Raw genomic sequence first — 19,345 nt, forward strand, 5'->3', positions numbered from 1 at the left:
AATTAATCACCACAGATTATCGGAGGCATAGTTTCCACTATTTAGACTAATCGTGAAAGTATCAAATTTAAAAAAAGTTCTCGATTCTTTGCCTGATGATAAAGAATGCCATGTTGTTACTGGTGAAAAGTGGCTCCCTGAACGACTTATCCACACTGAACTCGACAACGACCTTCTCTTCCTTGAATTCGATAACGCGCCAGATGAAGGCGAAGAGGGAATCGAAGGTCGCGGATTTGTTGATCATGAAATTGACTTATTACGCTCACGAATCACGGATATCCTTGGCCAAAATGACTCCCCCACAGCTACCGCTGATGCGCTATTGGGCTTTTTCCTAGTGGGGCATGAGCTTTCCAGCAGTGACTTCGTGGAATTGTTAGAGTCGATGGAGGAAGAGATCCAAAGTACGCCATTTGAAGGTTCGAACGCGACAGAGCTATCGTCAAGCGAGGTCTGTGCATGACGATAAATCAAACTCAAGCACAGCCAATTGCACCACTCGTTGCCGGTCCTATTTTACGACGAGTTAACCCGCATGAGTTTTCATTATGGATGGCATCGTCGGTTAACCCAAAACGATTAGTGATTTGCTTAAAGCAAAAAAATCCTCGCTACTTCCCTGTTTCCTACGAACAGAGCTATCAAGTCAGTTCGAAATTATGGCTTATCCAGTGTCATATCCCTATCGAACTCGAACCCAATGCCAGTCTTAGCTACGATGTCTATCTAGATGATATCGGTAATAGTGTAATTGATAACAATGTGCTCTACGCCACACACGCTAACATTGAGTTCATGGTCTCTACTAAGGCAGACCATGTTCTTCACGGCTCATGCCGAAACCCGCACCACTCTAGTAACGACAGCCTTCTAACCATAGATGAGCAACTCGAACGACAAGTTGAAGAGCAACCCGATATGCTGTTGCTCAATGGGGACCAAATCTACGCAGACCACGTCGCTGGCCCTATGCTTGATGCCATTCATCAAGTCATCACATTGCTTGATTTGCCGGGGGAATCTTTCTCGGGCTCAGGTGACATTGCCGATAGCCAACAGCTTTACCTGCACCCCAAACAGCTCTATGGTAGAGAGGGTTTACTGCCTCATACCCCATCGTCATCTTTTTGGTCCAAGTCTACTTCTAAAGCCATTTTTAGCTCAAAAGATTGTTATAACCACCTTATAACCTTCTCTGAGTTTATTGCTATGTACTTATTAGTTTGGTCACCAGAGCTTTGGAAACACATCAATATTAATCGGTTGGAACAAGCCAATTTCGAGGTCAACGGGCAACCATTGTCACAACGCTTTCAGCGTCAATGGGAAAAAGAAAAACACAATCTCTTGAAGTTCGTTGACGGTTTACCACAGGTCAGGCGTGTATTAGCACATATTCCTACCTACATGATTTTTGATGATCATGACATTACCGATGACTGGAATCTAACGGTAGGATGGGAAAAAGCCGCTTACGAGCACCCATTTTCTAGACAAATTATCGGCAATGGCATGCTAGCCTACTTACTTTGCCAGGCTTGGGGTAACGATCCTAAAATTTATCACGCAGACTGGCACGACACATTGGCAACACTGTTTGTCCCAGATCCAGCACAATGTAGCCTTAATACAGACACCTCTACCCCAGTAGTACTTAACTGCGAAGCCCTTGAGAAAGTGCGTTATCAGCTGCTTAGATATGAGCGCTGGCATTTTACCACTGATAGCCATCCCAAAGTGGTCGTGCTTGATACTCGTACCCGGCGATGGCGTTCAGAATCTAACTTAAACAAACCATCGGGTCTTATGGATTGGGAAGCATTAGTCGAATTCCAACATGAGCTGCTCAACCAAGAGTCTGTGATTGTCGTGTCTGCCGCCCCTATGTTTGGCGTGAAGTTTATTGAAACCATGCAGCGACTCGCCACCATCGCGGGTCACCCCTTAGTCATCGATGCGGAAAACTGGATGGCACATCCCGGCAGCGCCAACACCTTGCTATCCATTTTCACGCATTCAAAAACACCAAAAAACTTCGTCATTTTATCGGGTGATGTTCACTATTCTTTTGTGTATGATATCGCACTTCGCTATAGAGAAACAGACTCTCACATCTATCAGATCACTTGTAGCGGAATCAAAAACGAGTTTCCTGAACCGTTACTCAGTCTCTTCGCTACTCTTGATGCTTGGCTGTACACACCTCGTTCTCCGCTTAACTGGTTCACTAAGCGAAAGCGACTAAAAGTGTTTAAGCGACACCCTAGCCCTTCAGCCTGCCATCACCTTGTTAATCGCAGCGGTATCGGGCGGTTAAAATTAAATAAAGACGGAAAACCCAAAGAAATATCCGTCGTACATGGTGACGGAAGCGAAACTCATTTCCCTGAAACGGCCTCTAACGCGCAAGCGTTCTCTGAAACAAAAATCGTCTCTAAAACGAAATAACATCCATTCTCTGGCGCTTTACACTTGAGTTCTTTTGTAAGCGCCACTATGTATTAGTGATTAGATTATTAATGATTAGGCATCAAAAGAGGAACCGCTATGTTTACGTCCATCACCTCTATATTCAAGCAGCTTATTGAAGGCAGTGACTTATCCCAAAATCAAACAGTCAGCCCCAACCTTGCGATCGCATCATTGCTGTGTGAAGTATCCAGTGCCGATCACCAAGTTGATGAAAAAGAAGAGCAAGCGAAGCGTTCGTTGCTCTGTCGCCTACTCGAGTTATCCGATGAGGAAACCGATTCGCTGATCGAACAAGCCAAACTGAAAGTGACAGAGTCTGTCTCTTTGTACGACTTTACTTCTGGGTTGCGTGAGTTATCTCAGGAGAAACGCTTTGAATTGATTAAAGCTATGTGGGAAGTGGCAAATGCCGATGGCGTGATCGACCCTCAAGAGGATGCGGTAATTCGTAAAGTAGCCGAACTGCTCTATGTAGATCACAGTGAGTTTATTCGCGCGAAAATTCAAGTCTTAGACAAATAATTAGCTGGTAAGTCGATCAATAAATATAAGTAAATCAATAAACAGCTTCAGGTAAGCCGTCTCCGTTTACCTGAAGCTGCTTGCAGCCAAGCAGCGCTAAGACTTGGGGTAAAACAAAGACCTTACAACGAAGAGCTTACAACATAGTTAGCGCAAGTTTTGCAAGATTATAGGCATCGACGTAACCTGAGTGTTGACGCCCCTCCCACTCAATGCCTTTTGCTTCTTGTGCCGCTTTATGCCCAATACGCTTTTCTTTTAATCGATTTTGCATTCGATAAAGCGTAGCAAGGTTAACAAACTCTTTAAATGGCGGAGTAATGCCTTTTGCTAAACACTCATCAAACAAGATATGGTCATCTCGTCCCCAAGCTGCATATATTTTATTCGGGCCACCAAAGTTTTTCACCATTGACTGAACAACGGAGGCGAGTGGTCGACCTTGTTTCTCGACTTTACGCGGTGTGATACCGGTCAGTTCCGCACAAAACAAAGACACTTCGTCCTTCTCTGGTTTAACGTAGTATTGCGCTCGCTTCACCACTTGCTGAGTAACAAGATCGATCTCAGCCAACCCTACTTCAATAATTTCACCCGTCGTACCTACACCGTCCACATTCCAGCAGCACATTTCAAGGTCAAAACAAACGACTCGGTTATAATTCATAATGATATAGGCTTTATAATAAACAACGGCTCGAAGTGTAGCGCAAAATCGCCTAAAGCTCGATAGCCCCTGGTTTAACTGGTTTAGAATCAAACAATATTGGCTTTATCTCGCCCTTGTTCTTTACTGATATAAAGCTGTTCGTCTGCACGGTTTAACAATCTCTCTAAAGACTCACCACGATATACCGCAGCACCAATACTTAAGGTGCAGCAAAATGTTTTATCGATGCCCGGCCACTCTAATTTCCGAACACTTTCACAAATACCGTCTAAATAACGCTGCAATGGCGAGTAATCAATACAACGGCTAATGACCGCAAACTCATCCCCTCCTAAGCGGAACAACATGTCGTCTGGGAACGTGTTTTCTTTGATATGCACTGCAACTTGTATCAATATTTCATCGCCTACCACGTGGCCGTATTGATCGTTAATCTGCTTAAATGAATCAACATCAATGATTGCAAGGGAAAAGGGCTTATGACACGCGATATGGTACTCCGCTAAACGGTTAAACGCCCTACGGTTATAGACCTCAGTGAGAGGATCTCGCTCAACTAAGTATTGTAAATCTCTCGTCCGGCGATTGACTAATTTTGTCAGACGTCGCTGTTCACGCAACATCAATTGCACGACATATCCGAGCAACAAAGAAATAATGAAACCACCAGATGCAACGCACAATAAGATAAAAGAATCATTCGCAGACATGCCGCTGCCACGCTTAAACTGAATACTCCATTGGCGGTCGTACAAGTCAATAGTAACAGCAGCTATCTCGCCATTGATGTTATCCCATGACTGATTGCGATACATAATGGGATCATCTTCAGCATCAAATCCCATGTCGACCACTTGAATACCCACGGCCTGACCAATTGCCGTTCTGGCAACAATTTGTTGAAAATAAGCGGTGGTGCGAACCACACCAATCACGACCCCTCGCAATTCTCTTCGTCCGGGTTCAAATACTGGATGATAAACTAGCATACCTTGCTTGGGGATCGAGCGATCAAAACCATCCTGCAATAGCCGAATCTTATCGGATAGACTGGGTTGGCCTGTTTTAATGGTATTCGTAATCACGCGACGAACTCGCTCTCTCGAAGAGTAATACCCTAACGCGCGAAGATTGGCGGTATTAACCGGGTAAATGTCGCTGGCAACATAAATCGGTTCATCATTGTCCAGAATGTAGCCCATTGTGACCGGTTTATCTTTCGGGACCGTATAAATTTCGTAACTCGGAAAGTGCTCCTTTACCCTAGCAACATGTGAATCGATCTGTTCTGGGTAAACCTTTTTCATCCATTGCATGGCGATCAAGCTACTTGAACCGGCAATAATGGGCTGAGCAAACGATGAAAAACTGTTCCACGAATCTGGCGAAGTCGCATGATAAAAGCCGGCACCGGAGCCAATTAAACTGACGTCTAACATGACGAGTTCTTTTATATTCTCCGCCTGATTCTGTACTAAAAAGTCGAAATTAGATTTAGAAAGTTGCTGCTGTCCTTTATATACGAGGTGTGTAATAAAAATTGTAATCGCGATCCCGATGAAGAAAACAGCGACTGAGTACCGTTTTACACCACGGTCTTCCTTGTTTAACCCTATGCCCATTCTGACGTACTGCATTACTGACTCTATTATTGTTCTCAGTTTTAGAACTGATTTTTCTGATGTCAGTGTCGTTATTTTCATAACAATACCACTAAAAACTAGAAATACTGGTCATATCCAGACGTTGATTTCTAGTCTATGCACCAGATTTTACATCAGTTTTTTGTCCCACCTAATCTTTGCGTGCAAAAAATCAGCAAAGATCACTTAAAATTAATAAAACACCACTATCTGCTGCAATCTTCACCAACAAACTCACTTTCAAATGACATTATTGCGAAACCATCGCGCTAAGAGCCTTGATTATGCTAGACTTCGCCCCAAAGTTAGCAACTAATGACAGACACATAGAGAATCCCCTATGACCTTCGATCTAAATGTTATTCCTACCACCTTCGACATGCTGCATGCAGGCCTTGCTGCATCGAGCGTTTTGTTACTGGCAATTGCCGTTTCTCGCAAAAGCAAAGTCGTTGAAAAAGTGGTAGAGAAACCTATCGAAAAGCTTATTGAGGTTGAGAAACCTGTAGAGAAAATCGTTGAAGTTGAGAAAATTGTAGAAGTCGAAAAAGTGATTGAGAAAGTAGTAGAAGTTGAATCCAAGCTTGCTACCGCATCAACAGACTCTGCTATGCAGTTACTTTCTCTCATGCAGCAAGAAGCGCGCATTATCGACTTCTTACAAGAAGACCTTACATCCTTCTCTGATGAAGAAGTGGGTGCAGCAGCACGTGTTGTTCACTCTGGCGGTAAAAAAGTGATTGGTGATTACTTTGTCCTTTCTCCTATTCGCAGTGAAGACGAAGAATCTCGTTTAACAATTGAAGAAGGCTTTAATCCACAAGCGATTCGTCTAACTGGCAACGTGACTGGCACAGCACCATTCTCTGGTATCCTAGTTCATAAAGGTTGGAAAGCAGATAACGTTAACCTACCGAAACTTTCAGATAACTATGATGCGTCTATTATCGCACCGGCTGAGGTAGAACTATAATGGATCACAACGCTAAATACAGTGTTGGTATCGACCTTGGTACCACACATTGCGTCATGTCATTTGTTGACGCACAAGATGAAAATGCCTCCGTTGAAGTGATGGCGATTCCTCAATTAACCTCTCCGGGTACCGTTGAGAGTTTAAACCAATTAGGTTCATTCTTGTATCAACCGCATGAGCATGAGCTCGGTCATGGTTCAAGAACGCTTCCTTGGACAGAGCACCCAAGCGCGCTTGTCGGCGCCATTGCCCGTAACCTTGGATCAAAAACACCGATCCGTTTGGTCGCCAGTGCAAAATCTTGGCTTTGCCACGGTGGTGTGAACCGCCGCGAAGACTTTTTGCCACAAGGTAGCCCAGAAGAAGTGACAAAAGTGTCACCTTTACGTGTCACCGAACTATACCTTGAGCACCTTAAAAATACTTGGAACCATGCCCACCCTGAGGCTTTGCTAGAAGAGCAGGACGTGACGATCACGGTGCCTGCATCATTCGACCCAGCCGCTCGCGATCTTACCGCAGAAGCCGCTCGTAACGTTGGTCTAATGCATTTAACGCTTCTTGAAGAGCCACAAGCGGCACTTTATAGCTGGATTGATAATAGCAATGACGCATGGCGTGATGAAGTTGAAGTCGGCGACATTGTATTAGTGGTTGATGTGGGTGGTGGTACTACCGATTTATCACTCGTTGCGGTAACAGAAAACGACGGTAACTTGAACTTAGAGCGTGTCGCGGTCGGTGAGCATATCTTGCTTGGCGGTGATAATATGGATCTCGCTTTAGCTTATCGCCTTAAGATGAAGCTTGCGCAAGATGGCAAAGAGTTACAGCCTTGGCAAGTACAGGCGATGACACATGCTTGCCGTGATGCCAAAGAAGCCCTACTTAACGATGCAGAGCTTCAATCGGTACCGATTGTTGTTCCTAGCCGTGGTTCTAAGTTACTTGGTGCAACGTTAAAGACCGAACTGACTCAACAAGAAGTGCAGCAAACCTTAGTGGATGGTTTCTTCCCACAGGTGGGTATTCAAGAGCACCCAGTGCAACGCTCTCGTGGCGCTTTGACGCAAATGGGCTTGCCGTACGCACAAGATGCCGCTGTTACGCGCCATATTGCTGCATTTTTAAGTCGTCAGAGCAATGCTGCGGATCAAGCATTTGCCGGTATGCCTGGCATGCCAGCAGAACCTGAGTTTATTAAGCCAACTGCCGTGTTATTCAATGGTGGTGTACTTAAGTCGTCTCTGTTGTCAGACCGTCTCTTTAGTACGATTAACAATTGGTTGACCTCTGCTAATGCAAGTTCAGCTAAAATGTTAACTGGGCTCGACTTAGACCTAGCTGTTGCAAGTGGCGCAGCCTACTATGGCAGTGTTCGTCGTGGACAAGGCGTTCGTATTCGTGGTGGTATCGCATCCAGCTACTACATTGGTATTGAGAGTGCGATGCCTGCAATTCCAGGAATGGCACCACCAATGGAAGCACTTTGTGTTGCTCCATTTGGTATGGAAGAAGGTAGCAGTGTCGACGTACCAAGCCAAGAGTTTGGCTTAGTTATCGGACAACCGGTTCACTTCCAGTTCTTTGGTTCGACAATACGTCGTGAAGACGATGCTGGCTTACATCTTGATTACTGGAAACCAGAAGAGCTAGAAGAATTACCTGAAATTCAAGTCACTCTGCCAGTATCAGAAGGAAGAAGCAGTGGCGAAGTCGTACCTGTTACCCTATCTTCTCGAGTTACCGAACTAGGAACGTTATATCTTGAAGCTATCGCATCAGATAACGGTCAGAAATGGCATGTCGAATTCGACGTGCGCGAAGATGTTTAGTATCAAGCTAGGCAGATTTGATTTCTGATAAACTTCTATTTCAAACGGCACTTTTTAGTGCCGTTTGTCTCTTCTCCTTACCTGATTGGAGCGTATCATGGCCTCTTCTCAATATTTAGTCGGTATCGATTTAGGTACAACCAATACCGTTGTCGCATTTTGTGAAATTCAAGATGACCTCTCCAACGCCCCAGTAGAATTGTTTGAAATTGATCAACTTGTGGGACCCGGAGAGGTAGTGAGAAAACCACTACTGCCATCTTTTCGCTATCATCCTGCATCACAACAAATATCTGATGCCGATTTAACGCTTCCTTGGGAACACTCACCCATTTCTGGTGACCTTACTAAAGTCATCATTGGTGAATGGGCACGTGAACTTGGCGCTAAAGTCGAGGGACGCCAAGTTTCCAGCGCTAAGAGCTGGCTGTCACATCAAGGCGTTGACCGCGAAGACGATATTTTACCTTGGGCAGGCGCACCAGATGTGGAAAAAGTCTCGCCGGTTATTGCCAGCGCGAGTTACCTCAACCACATTCGTCAAGCATGGAACCATCGTCATCACTACAATAAATTAGAAGATCAAGATGTCGTCATCACCGTCCCTGCTTCGTTCGATGAAACTGCGCGAAAGCTCACCTTAGAAGCGGCAAAACGTGCGGGCCTGCCACGAGTTCACTTACTCGAAGAGCCTCAAGCCGTTTGTTACGACTGGTATTCGAGACATAAAGACACCGCATCCCAAGAGTTAGCACAAATACCACTGATGCTAGTCTGCGACGTAGGTGGGGGTACCACCGATTTAAGCCTCATTGAAGCTAAACATGATGAGGATGACAATCTACAACTTAACAGGATTGGCGTTGGCGAACACCTAATGCTGGGGGGAGACAATCTTGACCTCGCCCTCGCCCATATGGCAGAGCAACGATTCAATCAGAGTAAAAAACTCAATGCGGCAAGTTTAACCAAGCTCATTCAACAAACCCGTAAAGCCAAAGAAACCTTACTATCTGACTCTGCGCCTGACGAGATGAAAATTACCATGCTCGGCAGCGGCTCACGTCTGATTGGTGGCACAAAAAGCGTGTCAATTAGTCAGCAAGAGGTGCATCAAATTGCCTTAGATGGTTTTTTCCCGACAACTGAATTTGGCGACCTTCCCGATAAAAAGCGCAGTGCTGTGGTTGAATTTGGCCTACCTTACGTTGCAGATCCTGCAGTTAGTAAGCACGTTTCAGAATTCTTGCACCTGCATCAAGAGGTGGCAAAAGAAGCCTTAAACGACGGCAGTGAACCCGCTATACCTGTCGGGATTTTATTGAATGGTGGTGTGTTCAACAGCCCGTTGATCACCAAACGTCTTGTTAACCTTATCGAAGGTTGGAAAGGCGCGCCTGTTACCCTACTCAATAACCCGCATCCAGATTGGTCAGTTGCCTTAGGCGCCGTTGCCTTTGCAAAAGCACGCCGTGGCGCTCAGCTCAAAATTGGCGGCGGTAGTGCCCGTTCCTACTTCCTACATTTACAAGAGAAAAACAAATCTGGACAAGCGCTGTGTTTGCTCGCTAAAGGCACCGATGAAGGACAAGAAATTCGTCTTTCTGGTCGCCGATTCTCTTTGACCTTGGGAGAACCGGTAAGGTTTAACCTGTTAACCTCAACCCATGATTTCTTTGGACAACATCAAAAAGTCCAAAACGGTATATTGGTTAACATTGACCCTGACCAGTTTTCACCGCTTCCGCCCTACATCAATACGTTACAGGGTGACAATGTCACTCTTGCAGAAAACCAAAAACAGCGGGTTGAAGTTCAGCTTGCCTGCCAACTCACAGAAGTAGGGACGCTTAAAGTTGAGTGTGTCAGCATCAGCGATGAACAACAGCGCTGGGAGCTTGAGTTTGAAGTGCGCAACAAGCAAGCCGATCAGGAGCAAGTCAATGCTCACCCGGGGTTAGAAACTTCTCAAGCGCTGATTTCTCGACTCTACAGTGGCAATAAAAATAGTGCTGACACCAACGAAATCAAAACGCTAGGTAAAGAACTAGAAAAGAAACTGGGAAAAAAAGAAGCGTGGGACTTCCACTCTCTTCGTTCACTAGTCGATACCTTTACGCTTGGTCGTAAGCGTCGTCGCCGCTCTGAACAACATGAGAAAAACTGGTTACGTCTAACGGGTTTTTGTATGCGCCCCGGCTTTGGGGACGCGACAGACTCTTGGCGCATGGAGCAGCTATGGGGCGTTTATCAACAAGGGATCCAATTCCAAAATAACCAAGGCTGGAGTGATTGGTGGGTCTTTTGGCGCCGCGTTTCAGGTGGACTGAATGAAGAACAGCAAGAAGTCATCCTTAGCGATATAGCGAAATACCTCCACCCCGGAGCCATGAAAAATGCCAAGTTGTTCCAAACTGCTAAGGATAAGGGCTATGAAGCCATGGTTCGCCTATCCGCTAGTTTAGAAAACCTCTATGTCGATGACAAAGTGTTGTTAGCGAGTTGGTATTTAAGCAAGATAATTAACCAACCACAGTTCTTGCAAGCTCACTGTTGGGCATTGGGTCGCTTGGGGTCGCGTACGCCTCTCTATGGCAGCCAGCACAATGTAATCGCCAGAGAGCAGGTTGAACAATGGTTACCTAAATTGCTTGCGCTTGATTGGTCGAAAGAGTCAATGATTGGTTTTGCTTGTGTTTTAATGTGCCGTAAAACTGGCGATCGCTCGCTCGACATCGCAGATGACTATCGCGAACAAGTATTAACCAAGCTTCGCCAAAGTAAAGCACCAGATAGCTGGTTGTCGCTAGTTTCTGAGGTTCAAACATTGTCTGAATCCGATTCCAAACGAGTATTCGGTGACGCACTACCCGTTGGACTGCAACTCATTAAGCAGTAACGCCAATAAGCACTAAGTTCACTAAAAAGAACGTTCAATAAGCACTAAAATCAATAAGTAGAAATAGAAAAAACAGCGGCTTTGACTACTCGTCATAAGCCGCCGTTCTTTTCACTCACTAAAACTCGTAACTCACTGACCCTGCAAGTTTATTATTGGTGCCATAATCGTCTTCGGCTAACACGCCAAAGCAGTTAAACGAGGTATGGCGACTGAGCTTATAACTGAGTCCCAGTCCGCCCCAGTAACTGCGATAATTGTTTGAACCTATCGAACCACCAGCAAAGCTCAGTACACTCCAATCAGTGTCCTCAATAGGACGAACACCAAACATCCCTAAGTATGCGCCATGTGTTTGGCTACGCATCAGCACAAATTCATTTTCAACCTCTTCTGACGGCACCGCCATTTCCCCATCGTTATAGCTATAACCGGCCATAGGAAAAAGCATCCAACCCGCGGGTGCGATATCAAAATAACTCAGCGGTATGTATGTCCCTATACTGTAATTATTTCTATAACTCTCGTGCTCATAGTCGGTACGGCTGAAGTTAAAATTGACGATACCTAACTCAAATAGCCACGATCCACCCAATCTCCACTCACCGGTTTCGTTATAGCGAGCATTAAGCATTCTCGCGTCATCTAAACCAATGGAACCAGAAACAAACGAAGAGTCTGAATACCCCGCCCCAACTTTGGTGACAATTTTGGTCGGATCTTCATGGTGTTTTTCATCTGCAGATACACCGCTTGCCACCAGCAACGCGAACACCACGCCAAATCCGACAGTTTTAAGCATATAACGGAGCGCAAATGTAACATAATGGAGCGCTAATTTTTTTCTCATTACAGATTTCTTTCTCATATACCTTGGCGTAAAAACAAAAATGCCCTTCACTCAGTGAAGGGCTCAACCGTTAACAGATTCGCTCTTGAATCCTGTCTACAGTTCTTTATCGACTAGTACGCGTAACTGACGCTAATAACGTGAATTCGATTGGTATCTACACTGCCTGAAAAATAATCCAAACTTTCCGCGCTATAATTAACATCTTGCGTACCCATATGGCGATATTGGTAGGCAATACCAATACGGTCTCCGTTTGAACGAGTTTTCTCCGCTCCAAGACCTAATGACCAATTGGCGCCTATCGGCAAAGCTGGCGTCATGTTTTCAACGTCATACATTTTCGAGTCGTAACGCACACCCGCTTGGTAGGTCCAGTCACTTTGAGAATACTCTAACGCAGTACCTACGCTGTACACATCATTGGCTTTATCATCAAAGTCAGACCATAGCTCTACGCCAGTCATGGCTTTAAACGTCAGTTGTTCAGAAATTTTGTGCTGTACACCTAAGTCAAATCGCGAGGGCCACGTTGCTGAATCTAATCGCATCTCTGTTCCAGAAATACCAATATCACTCAAATCATGCTTAACACGGTGCTTATAGTTGACGGACAAGAAAGTCGACTCAGACAGATCGTACATGGCAGATAACATAAAGCTTGCGGCGGTAGAGTTGCCTTCATTGTCAATGTGTGCATTAGCAGTAGAGTCGATAGAGGTCATCAAATGCTGAACCACCACCGCCCCACCTAAAGACAAATTGTCGCTAGCTTGGTAGCCTGCAGAAAGGTGTAGATTTAGCGCCTCTTGTGAGATGGAATTAATCTGTTCATAGCCAATTAGTCCGCCACTGTAATCCATACCCAGACCGCCATCGCCATGAAGAGAGGCACCAAGTACCCAGCTGTCATTGACACGTTGTGCGTACGCTAGGCTCGGGACCAAAGAGCGAGTTTTGCCATTGCTAGAAAGGGACTCATCGAACTCATTTTTTCCATTGTGCTCTGTGTAGGCATCCAAATATTGAGCACCCACAGACAAGCTTGAATCTGTTATCGCCGTTAAGCCCGCAGGGCTTGTAATGGCGGCGCTGGCATCAATACGGTTGGAAGCGTTACCCACTCCGGCAGAAGAGACACTATCAAACGTCGCCACTTCATGAAGCAAGATGCCCCCTGCAAATGAAGAAGAGGAAAATACAGCGAGTAACGCGATGGCTAAATTGTTTTTTTTCATCGATGGGGACTCAATTAATTAAATTGTGCCCATCCTAGCCAAAAGCCCCTTACCACTTTGCACTCTTAGTGCAATGTAACCAAATAGCTCGAAAATCAGCAAAACGTTTATTTTCGTGTGATCAAGTTCAATTGGGCGCCAAGACACATAAGCCGTGGTTATATTTCATATAACCCAAACCCAATACATCTCACCGTCGTAGCGGATTATAATGACTCAACACCTGCCCTATCTAGCTATCCACCTCCTCTAGATAAAGGGCAAGAGCAAAGACCAGATCAGAGGCCGTTAATGAACGTTCAGCATGCCCTTCAATGTCACTATCACATCACATCATCATTAGCAGATAAACTGTTGGATAAAGGTAAAGTGGTGACTATTCCGAAAGGTAAGTTTTTGTGTTTTCAGGATCAGCCAACTGACGAGATTGTTATTCCCTTACGTGGCGTGCTTGGGTTCTGTCCTACCATAGACGAGGGAACGACGCTAAGTTACAACCTAATTACTCCGGGTATTGTGGTTAATGATGTTCCTCTTATCTTGGGGCAAAGCACTCAATCTGACATTCAAGCGATGACGGACTGCAAAGCCTTAACACTGCCTTTTCCTGTGGTCGAAGCACTATTAGAGACGTGCTGCGAGTTTTCAAAAATGCTTAATCTATCATTAGCGAAAAAACAACGATTTTGTTTAACGCTATTTCGGCTTCGCGGGGAAAAGAACGCACAATTAAAAATCCAGCTTGCCATGCAAGCCATTACAGAGGTAACTAGTGATGGCACGGTTCCATTAAACATCAGCACACTAGCATCATTGCTGAATATGTCTCGTAACACCGTAGGGCGACATATCAGTCAAGCCATCGTGGCAAAACAAGTGACCAAAATTGATATTGGTTATCGCCTGGTTGCTTAATACTCTGCCTTGCCCTTCACATACAAGTGAGGATTCGCACAGCGGCGCAGTAGCAATGGTTAGCGGTAATTCTGATGCCATTTACAACAAAGGCCTAGCGAAACCGCTAGGCCTTTGTTATTCACAGTAGATTGGCTAGAGAGCGCTGTATTATTTAGCGACAAAAGACAGCGGGATCTCAACCAATTGAGGCCCTTGGTTCATTGGATACACCAAGTATTCGCCATGGTATTTAACCTTGGATTTGTAATCGGTACGTTTGTGCAGCATAAAGCCAGCTTCATACGCTTTCGTAATAAACTCGGCATGGTTGCCACGAACAAACCAGCTCATTGGTTTGACTAATTTCTCACCATCAAAGCAGTCATCACACTGGTTTGCACACAAAGCAAATGAATTTTGACCGTCGGTAAAGAATTGCACCTTACTTCCATCCGTTAGGATTTCTGATGTAGTGACGCCCCAATCCGCCTGCTCCATTTGCTCTAAGAACGTTTCAATCATCGCATCAGTGACAACTTTGGTTTCGGCGCCAAAGAATTCATTGTAATAGGCAGCAATACGACGGAACGTCGACTCTAGCATGGCATTGTTGCCTTTAGAGCGCCCCATTTTTTGCCATCGGATGATATCTGGCGCAACCACTTTATGAAAACGCTGCGATTTAATACTTTTCGTTACCCAACGTAGTAAAAACAGGTTGTTTGACGTTGGTGAATCAATCACCTTTCCACTTTGATGCCCTTGACTTAGTTCTTCAAGTGCACTGTTTACCACGTTTTGAATTTCTGAATAATACTCAGACATTATGCTTTTTTTCCTAGTGTCCAATATAAGCCGGCGGATAATACCGAACAAATAGTCATTAATACAATCATTGGCCAAATTGTTCCTGCGGGGAGCATTGCGACAATTGCGCCTACCACCGAACCCGTGCCAAATCTCAATGTTCCTGCTAACGAAGAAGCGGTGCCTGCCATTGTTGGGTAGCCGCTAAGCAACAGCCCCATCGAGTTACTACCAATCGTAGACAACGTCCCAATAAATAGCATCACAAATGGCACAATTCCCCAGATACCCAAATCTAAAAAGCCACTTGCTAACAGTCCTAGTCCGGCAAACAGTTGCACGCTCAGACCAAACTTTAGCATGCCATGTAGCCCGACCTTTTTAACCAAACGACCATTGATGCTGGTCATGATAATCATGGTCACGATGTTCAAACCAAACAAATAGCCAAATTGATCAGGTGTGACTCCGTAGATATCGATGTAAACGAAGGAGCCTGCGGTTAAAAATGCAAACATACCAGCAAATGAAAATGCACCAGAAAACATTAAGCCCATGGCGACTGGATTTTTGCATAAACGGGCATAATTTCTAATGGTAGTTCTAAATCGTAACGGTTGGCGATTTTCCGGTGCTAGCGTTTCTGGGATTTTCCATAGTACCGCAGCAATAACGACGACCGAGAATGCCGTTAGCAACCAAAAGATCGAGCGCCAGCCAAACCAAATCGCTAAATGTCCACCAATCATTGGCGCGACTAACGGCGCTAAGGTAATCACCAATGTGACAAACGACATAGTGCGAGCAAAGTCTTCTTTGTCGAACATGTCTCTAACAATGGCTTGAATAATAACGGCAGCAGCGGCACCAGCAAAGCCTTGCGCCGTTCGCACTAACGTCAGCGACTCGATACTCGTTGTTGTCGCGCTCACCGCAGAAGCAATACCAAAAAAGAACACGCCAAACAGCAAAATCGGTCTACGACCAAAACTGTCGGCGAGTGGACCATGTAAAAGCTGACCAAGGGCAAAACCGGCGGTGTAGACCGTTAGCGTGATTTGTACTGCACCAGCATTAACGCCAAAATCTTTGGCAATGGTTGGCATCGCAGGTAGATACATATCGATGGCGAGCGGGGTTAACGCACCGATTGCCCCAAGCACTAGAAATAGTAATAAACCTAATTTGGGTATGTCGGGTTGCGTTCGTGATTCAGAACTCATGTAGCTCCTAGGTTATAGCGCTATTATCCTGCAATCCTTGCATTCAAATGCACTCTAAAACTCAATCACTCCGAATTGAGTTAACCATTTACCGTTATCTGCGAAAGAGGATTACCCAAGAGGCTATGCCCAAAGCAATAATATACAGACACTAACAATAGAATAAGTGTCATGCTGATGAAAAGGCATAACACTTATTACTCACATGACAATTTACCAATACTACAGTGACAGGAAGGATGGATTCACTGTAGCGATAATGCTTTGTGTTTTATTACTTTTTCCAGATTGAGTCCACTTCTTCTTGAGTTAGGTAACGATACTCACCAAGCTCTAACTCTTCATCCAGCTCAATTTCACCAATTCGTTCACGGTGCAGGGCTTCTACTTTATTGCCAAGCGCAGCAAACATACGCTTCACTTGATGATATTTACCTTCATGAATAGTTAGCAGCACTTCTTTTTCTGCTCTCACTTCTAAGTGAGCAGGTAACGTTAGTCCTTTTTCACTGCGAAGCTGAATGCCTTCTTTAAATTTCTCGACATAATCCTCTTCAACTGGCTCATCAAGCCACACGCGATAGGTTTTTTCGCATTTATGCTTTGGTGAAGTAATTCTATGTGACCATTGACCATCATCGGTGATCAAAACAAGGCCGGTGGTATCCACATCTAAACGCCCAGCAAAATGTAGCGCGTCCATTTTAATTTCATCAAGCAGCTCAAATGCCGTTTGATTGGATCCATCTTCATGAGAACACACAAACCCTTCAGGCTTGTAGAGCATAATGTAACGAGGGCCTTTAACCGTGATTTCACGCTCTTGCCATTCTACGCAGCACTGCTCGCTAACCTTAACGGAACCACTCTTTTTGATTTCGCCGTTAACCGTCACTTCCCCTTTTCGTAAAAGGATGGTTGCTTCTCTACGGGTGACACCTAACGAATCACACAAAAATTTATCTAAACGCATGAATACCTCAATCTGATTAAGTTCGCTATTATATGGGCTTTTCATTCAGATGTAGAGTCAAACTCACTCATATGTACACACTTCGTCCATATCAAGCCGACTCCGTAAAAGCGGTCGTGCATTATTTTCGCAAAAACGATACGCCAGCGGTCATTGTCTTACCCACAGGAGCCGGAAAAAGCCTCGTTATCGCCGATCTAGCTCGATTAGCTCGTGGGCGTGTATTGGTGCTGGCGCACGTTAAAGAGTTAGTGGAACAAAATCACGCGAAATATGAAGGCTATGGACTAACTGGCTCCATTTTTTCTGCCGGATTGGGACGAAAAGAAACCTCGGAACAAGTGGTGTTTGCTTCCGTTCAATCCGTTGTGCGAAACCTTGAACACTTCGCCAACCAATTCTCGCTATTAGTCATTGATGAATGCCACCGGGTACCTGAGGTGAAAACCTCTAGCTACCAAAAAGTCATTACGCATTTAAGTGAAATTAATCCCGGCATTAAAATTCTAGGGCTTACCGCCACCCCCTATCGACTCGGCGTGGGCTGGATTTATCAATACCATACCAAAGGCTTAGTGCGTAGCGAGGAGCCACGTTTCTTTAAAGATTGTATATTCGAACTACCTATCCAGTACTTGCTTGATGAAGGCTTTTTAACGCCCGCCAAACTCATTGACGCGCCCGTGTTAAGTTACGACTTTTCACAACTCAAGCCTACGAGCATGGGGAAATATAAAGAATCGGAACTCGACTTAGTTATCGAACAATCTAAACGCGCGACGCCACAAATTATCGAGCAAATTATTCGTTACAGTGAAGATAAGCAAGGCATCATGATCTTTGCCGCTACAGTTCGTCATGCGCAAGAAATCCTATCGCTTCTACCTGAACAATGCAGCCAAATTGTGATTGGTGATACGCCAACTCCGGAGCGAGACAGCATCATCAATGACTTCAAAGAAAAACGGCTTAAATATTTGGTGAATGTTTCTGTGTTAACAACGGGCTTCGATGCTCCCCATGTTGACCTCATTGCGATTCTAAGACCAACCGAATCTGTCGGTTTATATCAACAAATTGTTGGTCGCGGGCTAAGGCTCTCTGAAGGAAAAACCGAGTGTTTAGTTTTAGATTATGCTGGCAATACCTACGATTTATATCAACCAGAAATTGGCAACCCTAAACCCGATAGCGACTCTGAGATCATTACCATTCCGTGCCCTGCCTGTGGTTTTAACAACAACTTCTGGGGCAAGCTAGATGCTAACGGCTTCTTGTTGGAGCATTTTGGCCGTAAATGCCAAGGCTACTTCACCGATGAAGAAACCAAAGAACGCGAACACTGCAACTATCGCTTTAGAGCTAAGTATTGCAATGAATGTGGCGCTGACAACGACATTGCAGCGCGAATTTGTCATGAATGCGATGCCACACTCGTTGATCCCGACAAGAAATTAAAAGAGGCGCTCAGCCTTAAAGATGCATTGGTATTTGAATGTGTCGACATGCAGTTGTCTGTTCATAAAGATGACAAAGGAAAAAACAGCCTACGAATTGCCTACATTGGCGAAAATGATGCCCAAGTGAGCGAATTCTGGCCCCTCAATACCAAAAAACAAAAAGCCTTATTTTTGGCGAAGTTTGTACGACCGCATCTCGCAGATAAACACCGCGAATTTGATGCCACATCACCAACAAAAATCGTTAATAATCAACATCGATTTCGTCTACCGACCTTCATAATTGCACGAAAAAGTGGCCGTTTTTGGAAGTTACGCGATAAGATTTTTTCGGACGAATTGAAGTAACGGTATTCAGCTTCTATTCATATTGAAAACTCTATACTTTGCGGTAGAGTAACCATTAACCCCAATCATAGGTGAGAGTCATGCACGTTCAACGAAACCGACGATTTTCGACATCTTTATTGCCTGTATTCGCGCTTTCTTTATTTTGGATGGCTCCTATTACCACTCATGCTGCATTCCTTTCAGACTCACCCAATGGTCATGAACTCGTGCAAGACGTTGAAACAGGTGGTGCACATATCGAGTTTGATGAGGACCAAGAAGAGGTATTTGACGCCGTTCAAAGAGGCTTAATCAAACCTTTTTCTGAGCTGTTCGCGACCGTAGAAAATGACCTGAATGGACGAGTCATTAAAGTAGAGTTAGAAGAAGACGACGATGCATGGGTTTATGAGCTAAAATTGATGCATAATCAAGATATTATCAAAGTCGAATATAACGCGACAACACTTGAGTTAATGGAAATAAAAGGCCATAACCTTCAACAAGTCATCAAAAAATAATAACCGACTATTGTAAATTATAAGAG

General features: G+C 44.8%; 16 protein-coding genes. 9 read left to right on the forward strand and 7 right to left on the reverse strand.

Annotated features, from left to right (window positions below; translation table 11 throughout):
* Positions 1-52 precede the first annotated feature (52 nt).
* The 3 genes from L4D74_RS12990 to L4D74_RS13000 all read left to right on the forward strand — a co-directional run bounded on the left by L4D74_RS12990 (position 53) and on the right by L4D74_RS13000 (position 2,997).
* On the forward strand, positions 53-466 hold the full coding sequence (locus L4D74_RS12990; RefSeq protein WP_428752496.1) for a VC1380 family protein: 414 nt from the start codon (positions 53-55) through the stop codon (positions 464-466).
* Complete coding sequence (locus L4D74_RS12995) at positions 463-2,451, forward strand: metallophosphoesterase family protein (RefSeq protein ID WP_428752497.1); 1,989 nt, start codon at positions 463-465, stop codon at positions 2,449-2,451. Before L4D74_RS12990 ends, L4D74_RS12995 begins: the two co-directional genes overlap by 4 nt.
* A gap of 99 nt (positions 2,452-2,550) precedes the next feature.
* On the forward strand, positions 2,551-2,997 hold the full coding sequence (locus L4D74_RS13000) for a tellurite resistance TerB family protein (RefSeq protein WP_428752498.1): 447 nt from the start codon (positions 2,551-2,553) through the stop codon (positions 2,995-2,997).
* A 136-nt stretch (positions 2,998-3,133) separates the two neighbouring features.
* On the opposite strand, the gene L4D74_RS13005 is transcribed toward L4D74_RS13000, so the two are convergent.
* Both L4D74_RS13005 and L4D74_RS13010 read right to left on the reverse strand, forming a co-directional pair.
* Positions 3,134-3,664 carry a 3'-5' exonuclease gene (locus L4D74_RS13005; RefSeq protein ID WP_428752499.1) on the reverse strand — a complete coding sequence of 177 codons (531 nt, stop codon included), beginning with the start codon at positions 3,662-3,664 and terminating at the stop codon, positions 3,134-3,136.
* Positions 3,665-3,753: 89 nt separating this feature from the next.
* Positions 3,754-5,370, reverse strand: a complete 1,617-nt coding sequence (locus L4D74_RS13010) for a sensor domain-containing diguanylate cyclase (RefSeq protein ID WP_428752500.1) — start codon at positions 5,368-5,370, stop codon at positions 3,754-3,756.
* Between the two features lie 280 nt (positions 5,371-5,650).
* On the opposite strand from L4D74_RS13010, the gene L4D74_RS13015 reads away from it, so the two are divergent.
* The 3 genes from L4D74_RS13015 (at position 5,651) to L4D74_RS13025 (ending at position 11,020) form a co-directional block, all read left to right on the forward strand.
* The gene (locus L4D74_RS13015; protein ID WP_428752501.1) at positions 5,651-6,283 is read left to right on the forward strand and encodes a DUF2760 domain-containing protein; all 633 of its coding nucleotides are present in this window, start codon (positions 5,651-5,653) and stop codon (positions 6,281-6,283) included.
* A complete protein-coding gene (locus L4D74_RS13020) occupies positions 6,283-8,121 on the forward strand; it encodes an Hsp70 family protein (RefSeq protein WP_428752502.1) in 1,839 nt (612 codons plus the stop codon). Before L4D74_RS13015 ends, L4D74_RS13020 begins: the two co-directional genes overlap by 1 nt.
* Before the next feature lie 97 nt (positions 8,122-8,218).
* On the forward strand, positions 8,219-11,020 hold the full coding sequence (locus tag L4D74_RS13025) for an Hsp70 family protein (RefSeq protein WP_428752503.1): 2,802 nt from the start codon (positions 8,219-8,221) through the stop codon (positions 11,018-11,020).
* A 118-nt stretch (positions 11,021-11,138) separates the two neighbouring features.
* On the opposite strand, the gene L4D74_RS13030 is transcribed toward L4D74_RS13025, so the two are convergent.
* Together L4D74_RS13030 and L4D74_RS13035 are read right to left on the reverse strand one after the other, a co-directional pair.
* Positions 11,139-11,822 (reverse strand): ShlB/FhaC/HecB family protein, encoded by a 684-nt coding sequence (locus L4D74_RS13030; RefSeq protein WP_428752565.1) that lies wholly within the window; start codon positions 11,820-11,822, stop codon positions 11,139-11,141.
* 161 nt (positions 11,823-11,983) lie between these two features.
* A complete protein-coding gene (locus tag L4D74_RS13035) occupies positions 11,984-13,108 on the reverse strand; it encodes an OmpP1/FadL family transporter (RefSeq protein WP_428752504.1) in 1,125 nt (374 codons plus the stop codon).
* A 117-nt stretch (positions 13,109-13,225) separates the two neighbouring features.
* On the opposite strand from L4D74_RS13035, the gene L4D74_RS13040 reads away from it, so the two are divergent.
* Positions 13,226-14,023: a Crp/Fnr family transcriptional regulator gene (locus L4D74_RS13040; protein ID WP_428752505.1), complete on the forward strand. Its 798-nt coding sequence runs from the start codon at positions 13,226-13,228 to the stop codon at positions 14,021-14,023.
* A gap of 150 nt (positions 14,024-14,173) precedes the next feature.
* On the opposite strand, the gene L4D74_RS13045 is transcribed toward L4D74_RS13040, so the two are convergent.
* The 3 genes from L4D74_RS13045 to rsuA form a co-directional block, all read right to left on the reverse strand.
* On the reverse strand, positions 14,174-14,830 hold the full coding sequence (locus L4D74_RS13045) for a DUF2913 family protein (RefSeq protein ID WP_428752506.1): 657 nt from the start codon (positions 14,828-14,830) through the stop codon (positions 14,174-14,176).
* Entirely contained in the window at positions 14,830-16,035 is a 1,206-nt protein-coding gene (locus L4D74_RS13050; protein ID WP_428752507.1) for a Bcr/CflA family multidrug efflux MFS transporter, read from the reverse strand. The genes L4D74_RS13045 and L4D74_RS13050 overlap by 1 nt, the downstream gene beginning before the upstream one ends.
* Positions 16,036-16,309: 274 nt before the next feature.
* Positions 16,310-17,008 carry a 16S rRNA pseudouridine(516) synthase RsuA gene (rsuA, locus tag L4D74_RS13055; protein ID WP_428752508.1) on the reverse strand — a complete coding sequence of 233 codons (699 nt, stop codon included), beginning with the start codon at positions 17,006-17,008 and terminating at the stop codon, positions 16,310-16,312.
* Between the two features lie 71 nt (positions 17,009-17,079).
* On the opposite strand from rsuA, the gene radD reads away from it, so the two are divergent.
* Together radD and L4D74_RS13065 are read left to right on the forward strand one after the other, a co-directional pair.
* Entirely contained in the window at positions 17,080-18,816 is a 1,737-nt protein-coding gene (radD, locus tag L4D74_RS13060) for a DNA repair helicase RadD (protein ID WP_428752509.1), read from the forward strand.
* Positions 18,817-18,965: 149 nt separating this feature from the next.
* Complete coding sequence (locus tag L4D74_RS13065; RefSeq protein WP_428752566.1) at positions 18,966-19,319, forward strand: PepSY domain-containing protein; 354 nt, start codon at positions 18,966-18,968, stop codon at positions 19,317-19,319.
* Positions 19,320-19,345: the final 26 nt, after the last annotated feature.

It is taken from the genome of Vibrio cionasavignyae (assembly GCF_050337155.1).
Taxonomy (GTDB): domain Bacteria; phylum Pseudomonadota; class Gammaproteobacteria; order Enterobacterales; family Vibrionaceae; genus Vibrio; species Vibrio nomapromontoriensis.

Coding starts and splice junctions, on each gene's coding strand:
- L4D74_RS12995 (WP_428752497.1), top strand. CDS start 463: ATGACGATAAATCAAACTCAAGCACAGCCAATTGCACCACTCGTTGCC.
- L4D74_RS13000 (WP_428752498.1), top strand. CDS start 2,551: ATGTTTACGTCCATCACCTCTATATTCAAGCAGCTTATTGAAGGCAGT.
- L4D74_RS13005 (WP_428752499.1), bottom strand. CDS start 3,664: ATGAATTATAACCGAGTCGTTTGTTTTGACCTTGAAATGTGCTGCTGG.
- L4D74_RS13010 (WP_428752500.1), bottom strand. CDS start 5,370: ATGAAAATAACGACACTGACATCAGAAAAATCAGTTCTAAAACTGAGA.
- L4D74_RS13015 (WP_428752501.1), top strand. CDS start 5,651: ATGACCTTCGATCTAAATGTTATTCCTACCACCTTCGACATGCTGCAT.
- L4D74_RS13020 (WP_428752502.1), top strand. CDS start 6,283: ATGGATCACAACGCTAAATACAGTGTTGGTATCGACCTTGGTACCACA.
- L4D74_RS13025 (WP_428752503.1), top strand. CDS start 8,219: ATGGCCTCTTCTCAATATTTAGTCGGTATCGATTTAGGTACAACCAAT.
- L4D74_RS13030 (WP_428752565.1), bottom strand. CDS start 11,822: ATGCTTAAAACTGTCGGATTTGGCGTGGTGTTCGCGTTGCTGGTGGCA.
- L4D74_RS13035 (WP_428752504.1), bottom strand. CDS start 13,108: ATGAAAAAAAACAATTTAGCCATCGCGTTACTCGCTGTATTTTCCTCT.
- L4D74_RS13045 (WP_428752506.1), bottom strand. CDS start 14,830: ATGTCTGAGTATTATTCAGAAATTCAAAACGTGGTAAACAGTGCACTT.
- L4D74_RS13050 (WP_428752507.1), bottom strand. CDS start 16,035: ATGAGTTCTGAATCACGAACGCAACCCGACATACCCAAATTAGGTTTA.
- rsuA (WP_428752508.1), bottom strand. CDS start 17,008: ATGCGTTTAGATAAATTTTTGTGTGATTCGTTAGGTGTCACCCGTAGA.
- radD (WP_428752509.1), top strand. CDS start 17,080: ATGTACACACTTCGTCCATATCAAGCCGACTCCGTAAAAGCGGTCGTG.
- L4D74_RS13065 (WP_428752566.1), top strand. CDS start 18,966: ATGGCTCCTATTACCACTCATGCTGCATTCCTTTCAGACTCACCCAAT.